Here is a 14,006-nt window from a genome sequence, read left to right on the forward strand (position 1 = left end):
AGAGAACGCCGCCATGCCGTGGATGGGCATCCAGGACCTGTGGACGTTTCTGGTCGCCGTGCTGGTGTTTCTCGCCCTGCCCGGCCCCGGTACCTTCACCCTGCTGACCGCCACCGGCCGTGGTGGCGTGCGCGGCGGTTACACCGCACTGGCCGGCCTGCTGGTCGGCGACCAGATCCTGATGTGGCTCGCGCTGGCCGGCGTGGCCGCGCTGCTCAAGGCCAACCCGCTGGTGTTCCACGCCGTGCAGTACCTGGGTGCGGCCTACCTGGTGTGGGTCGGCATCGGCCTGCTGCGCACACCGAAACACGAGGGCGGTGATGCCGGCCCGATCCGCATGCAGCCGGGCCGCTACTTCCAGCAGGCGATCCTGGTCAGCCTGCTCAACCCGAAGGCAATCCTGTTCTACATGGCCTTCCTGCCGTTGTTCATCGATCCCAAGGCACATCAGGGCATCGCCACCTTCGCGGCGCTGGCCGGCATCATCCTGGTGGTCAGCATCGCCTACTGCTCGATGCTGATCGGCGTGGGCAACCTGGCCCGTCGCCGGCTGATCCAGCACCCGCGGATCAGCGACGCGCTGCGCCGCGTGGCCGGCCTGTTCCTGGTGGGGTTCGGCATCCGGTTGGGGCTGAACGGATGAACGGGCGGCTGCCGCTGCTCGGCCTGGCCCTGCTGTTCGCCGGCACCGCCTCTGGCGCCACCGTACAGGACCATCGCTGCCTGACCGGCGGTCGCAACGGCAGCATCCACCTGGAATGGCGCTGGCTGGAGGACGGGCAGTCCGACGTGCGCTACGCCGGACATCGCGAACGCCTGCGGTTGCGCCGGGTTTCGCTGGAAACCACGGTGCTGGCCGAGGATCGCCCCTACCAGTTCGACAGAGTCTGGGAAGAGCGCATCGACGGACGGGTCAACGGCCGCTACCGGCTGAGCACCCAGGGCGCGCTGGTGCTGGACCTGAGCTACGAACGCGCCCGCGACGGCCGCACCACCGCCTTCCACGATGACCCCGAGGCCTGGCAGGAAGACGGCTGCCACTGGCCCAGCACTCCCTGAGGCGGCACCGGGCCGACGGCCCTTTATGCCGATTCCGGCAGCCTGGCCGGGGCGCAGCGCGCGCCCCGCCATGCATGACCCCCGTCAGTGGTAATGCTGCGCTGCGTTCGGTCACACTCGGGAACTTGTCGTTCTTAGTCACCCCTTCCGAGGCCTGCATGTCCCTGTTCCGGCGCAAGTCCCTAGATTCCGTCACCGTCCACGAAGCCGGCAGGCGTCTGATCCCGACGCTCAGCTGGCCGCACCTGATCGCGCTGGGCATCGGTGCCATCGTCGGTACCGGCATCTATACGCTGATCGGCGTGGGTGCCAATCTGGCCGGCCCGGCCGTGCTGATCTCCTTCGCCATCGCCGGTGCGGTCTGCGCCTGTGCGGCGCTGTCCTACGCCGAGCTGTCGACGATGATGCCGGCCGCCGGCAGTGCCTACACCTACAGCTACAGCGCGCTGGGCGAGGTGTTTGCCTGGGTGGTGGGCTGGAGCCTGATCCTGGAGTACTCGCTGGTGGTGAGTACGGTGGCGGTGGGCTGGTCCGGCTACTTCGTCGGCTTCCTCGAATGGGTCCATACCCAGTTCGGCTGGAACGTGCACCTGCCGGCCTGGCTGGCGGCCGGCCCGCATGTGGAAGGCGGCATGATCAATCTGCCGGCGATCATCATCACCTGGCTGGTGGCCGGCATGCTGATGGCCGGCACCAAGGAGAGCGCGACGCTCAACGCCATCCTGGTGGTGTTCAAGCTGATCGCGCTGGCCATCTTCGTGGCCGTGGCCCTGCCCGCCTTCGACAGCGCCAACCTGCAGCCGTTCATGCCGTACGGCTTTGCCAAGTCGATGGGCCCCGATGGCGTCGAGCACGGCGTGATGGCGGCGGCAGCGATCATCTTCTTCGCCTTCTACGGCTTCGATGCGATCTCCACCGCCGCCGAGGAGACCAAGAACCCGGGCCGCGACCTGTCGATCGGCATCATCGGTTCGATGATCGGCTGCACCATCGTCTACGTGCTGGTGGCGCTGGCTGCGGTGGGTGCGATGAGCTACGCGGTGTTCGGCCACAGCGCCGAGCCGCTGGCGCTGATCATGCGCCAGCTGGGCCATCCGACCGCAGCGATGGTGATCGGCGTGATCGCGATCATCGCGCTGCCGACCGTGCTGCTGGCCTTCCTGTACGGCCAGAGCCGCATCTTCTTCGTGATGAGCCGCGATGGCCTGCTGCCGCGTGGCCTGTCCAAGGTCAACGCACGCACCGGCACGCCAGTGGCGACCACGCTGTTCACCGCGGTGGTGGTGTCGGCGCTGGCCGGCGTGGCGCGCCTGGACGAGATCGCGGCGCTGGCCAATGCCGGCACCCTGGCCGCGTTCACTGCAGTGGGTGTCTGCCTGGTGGTGCTGCGCCTGCGCGAGCCGAACCGCGAGCGCACCTTCCGCACGCCGGTGGCTTTCGTGGTCGGCCCGCTGGCCGCACTGGGCTGCGTCTACCTGTTCATCAGCCTGCCGCACACCACTCAGCTGTACTTCCTGCTGTGGAACGTGGCCGGCCTGGTGTTGTACTTCCTGTACAGCCGCCGCCACGCACTGATCGCGAAGTAGACGGATCACCGGTAGTACCGGCCGCTGGCCGGCAACCCGCATCCTGTTGACAGGGGCAATGCCAGCCAGCGGCCGGCACTACCGCAGGGCGTTTCAACCGCCCTGCTTTGCGGCGTAATCCTGCACCTGGCGCATCACCCGCAGCAGGTTGCCGCCCCAGATGCCGGCAATCTGCTTCTCGGTATAGCCCTTGCGCAGCAGCCACGCGGTGATCTTCGGCAGCTGGCTGACATCGGGCAGGTCACTCAGGCCACCGCCGCCATCCCAGTCCAGGCCAATGCCCACGTGCTCGGGCCCGACCACCTTGAGGATGTGCTCGAAGTGGGCGAAGAAATCGTCCAGGCTGGCATGGCGCACTGGATGCTCGTGGTCCAGCGCCTGCTCGGCCTTCAGCAGGGCAACGCCCTGTTCGATGCCCATGCCTTCCCAGCCACCCAGCTGTTTGCTCAGCGCTTCCTCGGCCTGCTTGCGCTCGGGCGTCTTTGCGGTGTCGATCAGGTAACCGCCATAGGCATTCACCTGGATCACGCCGCCGGCCTTGGCCAGCTTGCGCAGGCGCGCGTCGTCGAGATTGCGTGGGTGGTCGTAGACCGCCTTGGCCGAGCTGTGCGACAGCACGAACGGTACCGGCATCATTGCCAGCAGATCGTCGAACACCGCATCCGATGCATGTGACTGGTCGATCACGATGCCCAGCTTCACCGCCTGCCGCACCAGCTCCTTGCCGGCCGGGCTCAGGCCCTTCCACTCGGCCCCCTTGGGATCGGTGGCCGAATCGGCGAACTCGTTGTTGGCGAAGTGCACGGTGCTGAGCAGGCGCAGGCCGGCGCGGTGGTAGAACGAAAGCAGGCTGGGGTCGGCCACCAGCGGGCTGGCATTTTCCATGCTGATGTAGACCACGCGCTTGCCGGCGGCCTTGATCCGCGCGGCATCATCGGCGGTCAGCGCCAGTGCGAAGCGCTCGGGATTGGCCGCCAGCATCTCGCGGATCTGCATCAACCGCTGCAACCCGTGGTCGCGTTCGGCCAGATGCGCTGCGGCGCTGCGGTCGCCCTGATCGGTGTAGATCGCCCAGAAGCCGCCATCCAGCGCGCCTTCGACCATGCGTGGATAATCCACCTGCGAAAGGGCGTTGCGGTCGTGGCGCTGCTCGATGTCAAAACCGGCTCGGCCGAAATTGGCCGGTGTATCGAGGTGGCTGTCGAGCGTGACCAGGCGCTGCTGCAGCGCCTTGGCACGGGCCAGCTCCTGCGCGCTGAACTCGATGGCGTGGGCCGACAGCGGCGCGCACAGCGCCAGGGCGAGCACGACGGACAGGTGGCGCAACGAAGGCATGGGCTCTCACCGGCAATGGGAAGAGCCCGACCATAGCGCTGCGCCGGGCCTTTTTGTAGGGCCGGGCATGAGCCCGGCACTGACAGACGGGTGCCAGGCGTCGATCAACCCGGCAGGAAGTGCTGCATCAGCTGCAGCTCATCGATGGCGGCCATGTACGGTGCAAAGCGCGCATCACCACCGGCGAACGCCTGTGCCGCCGCCTGCGCGCTGGCCAGGTCCTGCCAGTGCGCGATGTCGACGAAGCGGTCGTCGCCGTCCATCGGCGAGAACGGCTGGTAGTCGATCAGACCGGGAAACTGCGCGATGGCCGCGCGCAGCCGCTCACGCAGCATCGGCATGTCGGCACGGGCGTGCGGTTTGACGGTGAACACGGCCAGTTCGAGGACGGAAGAAGCAGGGTGCATGGAGATGCCCTTTGTGGGAGGAGCGCGCAGTCTGCGCAGCCCCTGCTGCCAGCGGGGTGTCAGTGGCCGCGCAGCGCCCAGGCCCGCTGTTGGTGGCGCAGATAGGCTTCCAGACCGACCTGCGCCGGCAGGTCCAGCCCCTCTGCTTCAGCGAGGGCTTCGATCTGGTCCAGGCGGAAATCGCGGTAGTCCTGGCGCAGCGCGCACCAGCTGCCCAGTGTCCAGTGCTGGCCCCAGTGGAACAGGCCAAGCGGGTGCACGGTCCGCTCGCTCGATGCGCCCTGCAACGTGCGATATCGTAGCTGCACACTGCGGCCGTCGGCGATAGCCGTATGCAGTGGCTGCCAGCACGGCAGCGAAACGGGTATGGCACGCAGCGCGCGGGCAGTGCGTGGGCTGGTCGCACGCGTGGGCATGGCCGCCTGCAGTTTGTGCAGCAGCGAACGCGCCGCAGGTTGCAGGTCGCCCGCGCCACTGCAGGCCAGCATCTCCACGGCCAGCTGCAGTGCCTCGGCTTCTGCCGCATCCAGGCTCAGGGGCGGCAGTTCGAAACCGGGATCAAGGCGATAGCCGATACCGGCCTCGCCATAGAGCGGGATGCCGGCCACGGACAGATCATCGACGTAGCGGTAGATGCTGCGCACCGACAGGCCCAGTTCCGCCGCCAGCACGGCGGCGGTCACCGGCTGGCGCACGCGGATCAGGTTGACCAGCTGGAACAGGCGGTCGGCTTTGCGCATGGTCGGTCTTGGTTGTGTAGAGCCGAGCCCATGCTCGGCTGCCAGGCCGATCAGCCGAGCGTGGGCTCGGCTCTACAGAGATCGGCGGTCCCGCGGTCAATCCACCACGCGGCAGAACACGGCCTTGAGGTAACGCGATTCCTGCACGTGGGCCATGAACGGATGGTCCGGACCAGCGCCGGCCACCTTCAGGATCTGGATCGTGCGGCCGGAGAAGTACGCCGCCCGGCGCAGCATGTCGAGGAACTGGTCCTCGGCCACCAGGCCGGTGCAGGAGAAGGTGGCGAACAGGCCGCCCGGCTTGACCACGCCCAGCGCCAGCTTGTTCATGTCCAGGTACTTCTTCAGCGCGGTGATGACCTGGTCGCGGTCGCGGGTCATCTTCGCCGGGTCCAGGATCACCACGTCGTACTGCTCACCGCGGTTGGCGGCGTCGCGCAGCCACGGGAAGATATCGGACTGGATGAACTTCGGGCGCACGTTGTTCAGGCGCGAATTGCCCTTGGCGATCTGGATCACGTCCTCGTCGATGTCGATCCCGATCACTTCCGAAGCACCACGCGCCGCCGCGTATACGGCAAAACCGCCGGTGTTGCAGCACAGGTCGAGCACACTCTTGCCTTCCACCTGCTGGCTCAGCCATTCGCGGTTCTCGCGCTGGTCGGCGAAGAAGCCGGTCTTGTGCGCACCGGCCGGGTCGGCGCGGAACTTGATGCCGTACTCGGTGATCACCGACGCTTCGGTGGTGGTGTTGCCGTGGAAATCGAAGCTTTCCTGCTTCTGCACGTGCTCGTCGGCGAAGCTGTGGAAGCGGCAGCCCGGGAACTGTTCGCGCAGGGCGTCGTAGATCCACTCGCGGTGGCGGAACATGCCGGCGGCGAAGAACTCGACCACCACCAGATCGCCGTAGCGGTCGACCACCAGGCCGGACAGGCCATCGCCTTCGCTGTGCACGACACGCCAGGCGTCGGACACCGCATCGAGCTTGAGCACCTCACGGCGCAGCGACACCGCCTGGGCGATCTTGCGCGAGAACCAGCCGGCATCCACCGGCACGTTCTGATCGGTTTCAAGGATGCGCACGGCAATGCGCGAGTGTCCGTTGTAGAACCCGCGGCCAATGAACTCGCCATCGATGCCGACCACGTCGACGATGGAACCGGGCTTGGGCCGGACGGTCGGCTTCTCGACCAGTTTCTGGAAGATCCACGGGTGGCTGGAGCGCCACGCATTCTTGAGGCGGACAATCGGAAGGGGGGTATTCATCCACCCATTGTAAACCGGGCGCCGGGGTCGGATCCCCGCAGGGGCTCTGACCCCAGTGTGGCGACGGCCCAGGGTCGGAGCCCCGTTGGGGATCCGACCCCGGCAAACCGGCATTTGACGGCGGCGGGGCCAGACGGCAGAATCGGCGCCAGAAGGGGAGTAGCTCCCAGACGTTGTCGCCGTCATTTCGAGCCCGCAGGCTCCGGTGCAACGGCAGTTCCAGCCGACTGGAACTGCGAGCGAGACCTTCGCCGTACCGGCGAAGCTCTGTCCCTGGATCCCCTCCCGATCCTCCGTTGCAGATCCTCGCCGTCCGGCCTGGCATTCATCTTTCCAACGGACATTCCCAATGCAGACGATCGGTAACGTGTGGTTGTGGGGCGGCTTCGCAGCGGTGGTGGTCATCGCCCTGCTGGTCGACCTCGTGTTGATGCGCCATGGTGGACCGCACAAGGTCACCTTCAAGGAGGCCCTGTGGTGGTCCATCGGCTGGGTCGCGCTGGCCCTGCTGTTCAACGCCGGCCTCTGGTACTACCTGAATGAGACCGCCGGCCAGGTCGTGGCCAACAAGGTCGGCCTCGAGTTCCTGACCGGCTACCTGGTCGAGAAGGCGCTGGCGGTCGACAACATCTTTGTCTTCCTGATGATCATGAGCTACTTCGCGGTGCCGGAGGAGCAACGCCAGAAGGTGCTGATCATCGGCATTCTGGGTGCGATCGTACTGCGTACGATCATGATCTTCGCCGGCAGCGTGCTGATCAGCCAGTTCCATTGGCTGCTCTACGTGTTCGGTGCCTTCCTGCTGTTCACCGGCTGGAAGATGTGGTTCGCCGCCGGCCAGGAGCCGGACCTGGAGACCAATCCGGCCCTGCGCTGGATGCGCAAGCACCTGCGCCTGCTGCCGGACTACGCCGGCAACGCGCTGAGCGTGAAGCGTGATGGCCTGCGCTGGTTCACCCCGCTGTTCGCGGTGCTGATCCTGATTGCGGTCACCGACGTGATCTTCGCCGTGGACAGCATCCCGGCGATCTTCGCGATCACCACCGACCCGTTCATTGTGCTCACCTCCAACGTGTTCGCGGTGCTGGGCCTGCGCGCGATGTTCTTCCTGCTGGCCGGCATGGCCGACCGCTTCCACCTGCTGCCGTACGGCCTGGCACTGCTGTTGGGCTTCATCGGCATCAAGATGATGATCATCGACCTGTTCAAGATCCCGACCCCGGTCTCGCTGGGCGTGGTGGCGGTGATCATCGCCGCGACCGTGGTGCTGAGCCTGAAGTACCCGCCGAAGGAAGGCGAAGGCCAGGCCTGAGCCTGACCCGTTGAACGGCGCGGCCGGTGGGATTGTCCCGCCGGCCGCCTCCACTCTCCCGTTACGGTGGCCTTGGTTTCGCGCCAGTCACCGCCATTGCTGAGGTATGGACAACAACGCGCCCCTGCCCGCCGGCGACGTGCCGGCCCCCCGCAATGATCGCTCACGCATCCTGCGGGCGTTCAATGTCAGCCTGGCCGCCGTGCTGGTGCTGGTGGCCGTGTTCGCCCTGCAGGGCACGTTCGACTGGCGACCGTGGGCGGTCGCACCGCTGGAAGCCAAGGGCCTGCTCGGCCTGATCGGCGGCCCGATGCTGCATGCCTCGGTCGAGCACATCGCCGCCAACAGCATCGCGATCCTGATCCTCGGCACCCTCGCCGGCAGCGTGTATCCGAAGGCCACCGTACGCGCGCTGCCCCTGCTGTGGCTGGGTTCGGGCCTCGGCGCGTGGATGCTGGGCAATCCCGGCAGCGTGCACCTGGGCGCCAGTGGCGTGACCCACGGCCTGATGTTCCTGCTGGCCAGCCTCGGCCTGCTGCGCCGCGACCGTGCGGCGATCGCCACCGGTCTGATCGGCATGCTGTTCTACGGCGGCATGCTGATGACCATCCTGCCGCACGCCGATGGTGTGTCCTGGCAGTCGCACATGGGCGGCGCCTTCGCCGGCATCATCGCCGCGCTGCTGTTCCGCAACGCCGACCCACTGCCACCGCGCCAGCGCTACAGCTGGGAAGACGAAGAAGACGAGGCTGAGCCGCTGTCCGACGACGAACTGGAGCCGCCGTCACCGCAGCGCGTGCCGGTACTGTGGCAGCCGCGCGAGGGCCAGGACTACGTGGTGATCCCGTTCCGCCGCCCGGACGAACCGCGCGGATGAGGCGAGGGTAGTGGCGGGGGCGGGGCGGCCCAAAAATGTACACAAGGTGGGGGGGGGGGCGGTGCGGGCCGCTGCCCTTATATCTAATCTAGGTTGGTTCCATTGGGTTGGGTGGCCGCCCGGGGCCGGCCACTACCAGGAGAATCAGTTCCCCGCCGCGCCCATCCCATCCACCGCCTGCCGGCCGAGCGCCGGGTCATCGGTGAAGAACGCATCGATGCCCGTCGCCAGGTAAGCCCGCATCTCGGCAATCGATCCCTCGGCATTGCGCGCGCTGTCGGCACCCTTGCGCAGGTTGCTGGGCTGGAAGTGGTTTTCCGGGCGGAAGGTATACGGAATCACCATCAGGCCAGCGGCGTGCGCATCACGTACCAGCGAGGTCGGCGTGCCCAGCGCCCCCTTGGCATCCAGTGGAATGATCGAACGCAGCTCGGGGCCGATACCATCGGCGTAGCCGGCAATGTCCTTCAGGCCGGCCGGGGTCATCATCTGCGCATAGGTCAGCGCGCCGCCGGCCTTGACGATGTCGGCCGGCTGGGTATCGCCCTTCCACAGCAGCTGCAGCAGCCGGATGTTGCTGCCCTGGCCGATCCTGCCGCGCAGGTAGCGCAGGTTGGCGGTCTCGAACGACTGGATGGTGACCGGCCCGACATTGGTGTACGCGTTGCCACGCAGCGCAGCCAGCAACTTGTCCTCCATCGGCAGGCCGATGGACTGGAAGTAGGTCGGGTGCTTGATCTCCGGCACCAGGCCGATGCCGCGGTTGGCACGCCCGGCCTGCTGCACCAGGAAGGCCAGGATCTCGTCCAGGCTGGCAATGCGGAACTGGCCATCGTAGGCGGTGCTGCGCAGTTCCGGCAGGCGCTCACGTGCGTACAGCGTCTTCAGCTCGGCCAGGGTGAAGTCTTCGGTGAACCAACCATCGACCTTCTGACCGTCGATCACCTTGCTCGTGCGGCGGCTGGCGAACTCCGGATGCGAGGCGACGTCGGTGGTGCCACCGATTTCGTTCTCGTGGCGGGCCACCATCACCCCGTCCCTGGTCATCACCAGGTCCGGTTCGATGTAGTCGGCGCCATCGGCGATCGCCTGCGCATACGAGGCCAAGGTGTGCTCGGGCAGCAGTGCGCTTGCCCCGCGATGGCCGTAGACCGACACCTTGGGTGCGGCCGGGGTGGAGGATTCAGCACTCATGGCCACCGATGGTGCCACGGCCAGCGACAACAGCAACGCACAACCCCACGACTTCACTGCGACTTCCCCAAGCGGTATGTGATGGCCGTCAGTATGCGGCGGCAATGTGACAGGTGGGGGAAGCCTGCACCTGTAGAGCCGAGCCCATGCTCGGCTGACCGGTAGAACAGCCGAGCACGGGCTCGGCTCTACAGTTACTTGCCGATGCAGAAACTGGAGAAGATCCTTCCCAGCAGATCATCGGCACTCATCTGCCCGGTGATCTCGCCCAGTGCGTCATGGGCCAGCCGCAATTCCTCGGCGGCCAGTTCCAGGTGCTCATTCGCCAGCTCGCCATCGGCGCGCTGCGCGTGTTCCTGCGCTCGCTCGATGGCATGCACATGGCGCGTGCGCGCGGAGAACTCACCGTCCACCTGCTCCCCTGCCCCGGCCGAAGCAATCGAGCGCAAACGCGCGTGCAGATTTTCGAGCCCGGCGCCGGTCGCAGCCGAAACGAAGACGCGGCCCGGATCATCCAGCGTCGGCAGCGCCGCCAGCAGGTCCGACTTGTTGTGGATATAGACCTTGTGCGGCACCGCTGCCACGGCCTCACCCAGTGCGGCTTCTCCCGCAGCCGGATCGCGCGCATCCAGCACGATCAGCGCCAGGTCGGTGCGCTCGATTTCCACGTGCGCGCGGCGCATGCCTTCGCGTTCGATGGCGTCGCCGCCGTCGCGCAGGCCAGCAGTGTCGACCAGGGTCAGCTCCAGGCCGTCCAGGCGGATGGTCTCGCGCAGCGTGTCGCGGGTGGTGCCGGCGATGTCGGTGACGATGGCGCGCTCGCTGCCGGCCAGCGCGTTCAGCAATGAACTCTTGCCCGCGTTCGGCGGACCGATCAGCACCGCATGCAGGCCGTCGCGCAGGCGACGGCCGCGTTCGGCGTCGCGGCGCAGCAGGGCCAGATCACTGCGCGCCTGTTCCAGCCCACGCCGCACCTGCGCGCCACCGAGGGTATCCAGCGGTTCGTCGGCGAAGTCGATGGCCGCTTCCACGTGGATGCGCAGCAGCACCAGTTGCTCGACCACGGCGTCGATGCGCCGCGAGAACACACCATCCAGCGAACGTCGCGCGGCGCGCGCGGCGCGATTGTCGCCGGCCGCGATCAGGTCGGCGATGGCTTCGGCCTGGGCCAGGTCGAGCTTGCCGTTGAGGAAAGCGCGTTCGCTGAACTCACCCGGCCGCGCCTGGCGTGCACCGAGCGCGATGCAGCGCGCAACCAGTTGCTGCAGCAGCACGGGGCTGCCATGGCCCTGCAGTTCCACCACTTCTTCGCCGGTGAAGCTGTTCGGTGCCGGGAACCACAGCACGATGCCATCGTCGATGACCTCGCCGTCAGCATCACGCAGGCGCGCGTAGTGCGCGTGGCGCGGACGCAATGCAGGTGCGCCCAGCGCATTGGCAATCGCTGCAGCGCGCGGGCCGGACAGGCGCAGCAGGCCGACACCGCCGGCGCCCGGAGCGCTGGCGATGGCCACGATGGTGTCGGTGCGGATCGCGTCGTTCATGGTTCAGAGTTTCTCCAGCTGCGCGCGTGCCTGCGCGGCACCACTGCCCTGCGGCTGCAGCGCCAGGTAGGTCGTGTAGGCCTGCTTCGCCTTGGCCTTGTCGCCGGCGTTGAAGTAGGCATCGCCCAGGTTGAGATAGGCCACCGCACGCGACGGATCGATCTTCAGCGTGTTCTCCAGCCAGCGTGCGGCTTCGGCGTAGCGCTGCTGACGGTAGTAGACGAAGCCGAGGTTGTTGGCGGCCTGGGCGAAGTCCGGGCGCAGCTTCAGTGCCTCGGTGAACTGCGCAGCCGCCTCGTCGTACTGTTTCTCGCGATACAACTGCAGGCCGCGGTCATTGGCCTGCTGTGCGCGCTGGCGGTCTGAAGCCGGACCGGCGCTGGGCACCACCAGCTTGGCCTTGCCGCCCTGCAGGTCGGCCACGGTCACCGGTGCCTGGCTGCCCTTGGCCTCGCTGGCGGCATCGACCCTGTTGTTCAGCGCGATCGCATCGGCAGTCAGCTGGCGCGTATCGGCGTTGAGGAATTCCTGGCTGTCGGGCACCTGGAACACGAACTCGCCGCCCTGCGAACCCGGCAGGCTGCCGAAGGCCGGGGTCTGGTGCGAAACGGCTGAGACGGCCGGCGCCACGTAGGCGGCCAGCTCGGTACCGGTGATCAGGCCATCGCCGTTGAGATCGCCCTTGCCAGCCAGCGCCTGCAGCAGCACCCAGGTGAACACCGAGTGGCCATTCGGGCCGGCATCGGCCACCTGCTGGTCGGCGCCGCCGGCGGTCAGCATCTGCCGCGCGCTGCGACGCGCGTTCTCGCGCAGGAACGACGACGACGACGGGCCGCCACGGGTCAGGCCCAGGCCGCTGTAGCAGGCATCCATCACGAACATCACATGCTTGGCCTGCATGCTTTCGGCGATGTTCTGGATGTCGGTCATCGCAATCGCGTCGGTGGCGAATTCCTTCGGATCCGAATCGACCGGGATGATGTAGCCGAGATCGCGCCCGGAGGCGAGCTGGCGGGTCGCGCCGTGGCCAGCGAAGAATACGAACACGCGGTCGTTCTTCCCGGTGCGGTCATCGGCCAGGCGGTCGTGGAACGCGGCCAGGATGTTGTTGCGCGTGGCCTGCTCGTTTTTCAGCACGATCACCTGCGAAGACGGGAAGCCGAACTGCCCGGTCAGGGTATCGGCCACCGCCTGCGCATCGTGGCTGGCGTATTCCAGCTTTGGCCACTTGGCGTAGTTGTCGATGCCGACCACGATCGCCCACGACTTCTCGTAGCCGGTGGTGACGGTGGCGGGGCTGGTGTCACCCTTGCGCGCGCGGGCGACGGTGAAGTCGCGGCCATTCCACCCGGCGAACTGGTAGCCATCAGCGATCAGCCGGTCGAGGATCTGCGGCAACGCCTTCACCGCACGGTCGTGGATGTCATGGAACAGGATGATGCCGCGCTGTTCCTTGTTCACCTGGTCGAGCACGCGCTGCACGATCGATTCCGGCACCGGGTCGGCCCAGTCCATCGAATCGATGTTCCACATGATCGACTTCAACCCGGCTTCGTTGAGCAGCTGCAGGCCTTCGGCATTACGCGCGCCATAGGGGAAGCGGAACAGCGGCGCGCGCTTGCTGTCGACATCCTTCAGCAGCGTGTCGGTGTCCAGCACCTGCTGGCGCAGCGCATCGCCGGTGGTACGCGACAGCTGCGCATGGGTCAGGCTGTGGTTGCCCACCGCATAGCCTTCTTCCATCAGGTTGCGGCTGATCTTCGCCATCGGGCCGAGGCTGACCTTGCCATCGGCCTCGACCTTGCCCAGGTTGCGGCCCACCTCGAAGAACACGCCCGGCACGTCGTAGCGCTTGAGGATGGCCACCACTTCATCGGTGTAGGCCTTGTGCGGGCCATCGTCGAAGGTCAGCACCACCGTCTTGGCCGGCAGGTCGCGGCCGAAGATCTCGCGGTCGCTGTCCTTCATCGACATCGGATACGGCTCGATCACCCCGTAGTCGCGCAGGATCGCTTCACGGCTGTAGTCCTTGTGCAGGTGGGCGATGTAGTCGTCCCACTTCTCGCGCTTCAGTTCGATGGCGCGGGTGCGCTCGAAGCGGCTGAAGATGCGGGTCAGTTCCTGGTTGTAGTTGCGCTCGATCTCATCGAGCGCTTCCAGATCCTCACCGATGCGCTGGTGCAGCTTCACCGCCGGCAGCGAGGAATCGGTGCCGACCCGCTCATGCAGGTCACGCAGCACTTCACGGAAGGCCAGGCGATCGGCGTCGAACAGTTCGGGCGCAGACTCGATGTAGTCCAGCACCGTGCCGAGGGTGGCAAAGCGCTGCGGGCTGGAATCGCGCAGCAGGGTGTCGAACTGCGCGGCGATGGTCGTGCGCTGTTCCAGGCCATCGTGGAACAGCTGCTGGCCCACACGCGTGGAGGTGCCACGGTCGGCGGTCGACTGCTGCTCCTCGTCGGCCAGCAGCACGATGATCCGGCGGTAGCCATCGAGTTGCTTCTGCAGCGCGGCCAGCAACGGCGCGGCGGCCGGATCGGCAGCGGCGGCGGCCTGCGCGCTGGGCTGGGTGACCGTGCTCGCCGGCACCTTCGCGTCCTTGTCGCCACAGCCCGCTACGGCCAGGGTCAACAGCAGCGAGGGCAGGAACAGGCGGAACGACGACGCACGCATGGCGGACTCGAAG

12 protein-coding genes are annotated in these 14,006 nt (G+C 66.9%); 5 read left to right on the top strand and 7 right to left on the bottom strand.

Annotated features, from left to right (window positions below):
• Positions 1-13: 13 nt before the first annotated feature.
• From leuE to RCF13_RS05625, 3 genes are all read left to right on the top strand, one after another.
• Positions 14-643, top strand: coding sequence for a leucine efflux protein LeuE (leuE, locus tag RCF13_RS05615; RefSeq protein WP_049417162.1), 630 nt, complete (start codon positions 14-16; stop codon positions 641-643).
• Positions 640-1,059 (top strand): hypothetical protein, encoded by a 420-nt coding sequence (locus RCF13_RS05620; RefSeq protein WP_134968178.1) that lies wholly within the window; start codon positions 640-642, stop codon positions 1,057-1,059. Before leuE ends, RCF13_RS05620 begins: the two co-directional genes overlap by 4 nt.
• Before the next feature lie 158 nt (positions 1,060-1,217).
• The gene (locus RCF13_RS05625; RefSeq protein ID WP_134968177.1) at positions 1,218-2,645 is read left to right on the top strand and encodes an amino acid permease; all 1,428 of its coding nucleotides are present in this window, start codon (positions 1,218-1,220) and stop codon (positions 2,643-2,645) included.
• 93 nt (positions 2,646-2,738) lie between these two features.
• Here the strand turns inward: RCF13_RS05625 and RCF13_RS05630 are convergent, their stop codons facing one another.
• The 4 genes from RCF13_RS05630 to RCF13_RS05645 form a co-directional block, all read right to left on the bottom strand.
• On the bottom strand, positions 2,739-3,980 hold the full coding sequence (locus RCF13_RS05630) for a dipeptidase (RefSeq protein ID WP_134968176.1): 1,242 nt from the start codon (positions 3,978-3,980) through the stop codon (positions 2,739-2,741).
• 104 nt (positions 3,981-4,084) lie between these two features.
• Positions 4,085-4,387: an antibiotic biosynthesis monooxygenase gene (locus tag RCF13_RS05635; RefSeq protein ID WP_061480425.1), complete on the bottom strand. Its 303-nt coding sequence runs from the start codon at positions 4,385-4,387 to the stop codon at positions 4,085-4,087.
• Between the two features lie 59 nt (positions 4,388-4,446).
• Positions 4,447-5,127, bottom strand: coding sequence for a YafY family protein (locus RCF13_RS05640; RefSeq protein WP_061480426.1), 681 nt, complete (start codon positions 5,125-5,127; stop codon positions 4,447-4,449).
• 96 nt (positions 5,128-5,223) lie between these two features.
• Entirely contained in the window at positions 5,224-6,393 is a 1,170-nt protein-coding gene (locus RCF13_RS05645) for a class I SAM-dependent rRNA methyltransferase (protein ID WP_049417152.1), read from the bottom strand.
• A gap of 349 nt (positions 6,394-6,742) precedes the next feature.
• Between RCF13_RS05645 and RCF13_RS05650 the strand changes: the two genes are divergently transcribed.
• Together RCF13_RS05650 and RCF13_RS05655 are read left to right on the top strand one after the other, a co-directional pair.
• The gene (locus RCF13_RS05650; RefSeq protein WP_308140946.1) at positions 6,743-7,705 is read left to right on the top strand and encodes a TerC family protein; all 963 of its coding nucleotides are present in this window, start codon (positions 6,743-6,745) and stop codon (positions 7,703-7,705) included.
• A gap of 106 nt (positions 7,706-7,811) precedes the next feature.
• Positions 7,812-8,582, top strand: coding sequence for a rhomboid family intramembrane serine protease (locus RCF13_RS05655; protein ID WP_134955687.1), 771 nt, complete (start codon positions 7,812-7,814; stop codon positions 8,580-8,582).
• Positions 8,583-8,726: 144 nt separating this feature from the next.
• Here the strand turns inward: RCF13_RS05655 and RCF13_RS05660 are convergent, their stop codons facing one another.
• The 3 genes from RCF13_RS05660 to RCF13_RS05670 all read right to left on the bottom strand — a co-directional run bounded on the left by RCF13_RS05660 (position 8,727) and on the right by RCF13_RS05670 (position 13,993).
• Positions 8,727-9,833, bottom strand: a complete 1,107-nt coding sequence (locus tag RCF13_RS05660; protein WP_111201476.1) for a glycerophosphodiester phosphodiesterase — start codon at positions 9,831-9,833, stop codon at positions 8,727-8,729.
• Between the two features lie 137 nt (positions 9,834-9,970).
• Positions 9,971-11,320, bottom strand: coding sequence for a tRNA uridine-5-carboxymethylaminomethyl(34) synthesis GTPase MnmE (gene mnmE / locus RCF13_RS05665; protein WP_231352418.1), 1,350 nt, complete (start codon positions 11,318-11,320; stop codon positions 9,971-9,973).
• A gap of 3 nt (positions 11,321-11,323) precedes the next feature.
• On the bottom strand, positions 11,324-13,993 hold the full coding sequence (locus tag RCF13_RS05670) for a polysaccharide deacetylase family protein (RefSeq protein WP_134968174.1): 2,670 nt from the start codon (positions 13,991-13,993) through the stop codon (positions 11,324-11,326).
• Between the last annotated feature and the right edge of the window lie 13 nt (positions 13,994-14,006).

This window comes from Stenotrophomonas maltophilia group sp. RNC7 (assembly GCF_030910085.1).
GTDB lineage: Bacteria > Pseudomonadota > Gammaproteobacteria > Xanthomonadales > Xanthomonadaceae > Stenotrophomonas > Stenotrophomonas sepilia.